The sequence below is a fragment of the Halomonas flagellata genome, assembly GCF_022487945.1.
Taxonomy (GTDB): Bacteria; Pseudomonadota; Gammaproteobacteria; order Pseudomonadales; family Halomonadaceae; genus Halomonas; species Halomonas flagellata.
Map to the genome: position 1 here is coordinate 1 of NZ_JAKVPY010000103.1, position 659 is coordinate 659.

Below are 659 nucleotides of genomic sequence, written 5' to 3' on the forward strand. Positions count from 1 at the left end.
CCTCAACGATTCCCGTCTTTTCTGGTTGATCGAGGTCAGCCCGGATGAAGACCTGAACAGTATTTTCTCGACTACATTTTTCAAAAACCTTTTTAACGGTGTGTTTGATGAAGACGCCCGTAAGCGCATCGGCCTTGTCTTTAAAGAGCGTGATGCCTTTAAAGTGGAAATAGAGGAGTTTGAGAAACAGTGCCGTAAACTCAAAGATACCCTGAACGACTTACAGCTCCGTCTGTCTTTCTTTTCGCCTGAAAATGAAGAATTAGGCGCTGAGGGTATCTGGAAGCTGCAAAAATTCCTGGCTAACTTCAATCCTCGCTACATGACCAATAAGCCAACACCGTTACCTGTAGAGGATTGGGATCACTTTGCGCTGGACGGTGAAAACATCACGAACGTGATGTTCAATGGCGTTCCCATGCTCAAAATCGACGGTGCACAGCCAGCGTTCGCCCTGCTTCTGAAAGACATAGGTGGCGCGTCGCGTAACCTGGGATATCCCGTCCGCCGTCGGGATATCCAGCCGGGTCTCCATAATCACCAGCGCATTGCCGCCGCCTTCAATAACCTCCATTTTCCCCTGAGTCACCACCAGTCGGTGCTGGAAATAGTCGGCAATGGCGATAAAGGCTTTGCGGATATTCTCTTTCCCTCTGACC

At 49.5% G+C, this 659-nt stretch carries 1 protein-coding gene; it reads left to right on the forward strand.

Annotation, left to right across the window (positions count from 1 at the left end; genetic code table 11):
• Window positions 1–659: hypothetical protein (locus MKP05_RS22040; RefSeq protein WP_369127988.1), on the forward strand; the 659-nt coding region annotated here is incomplete at both ends.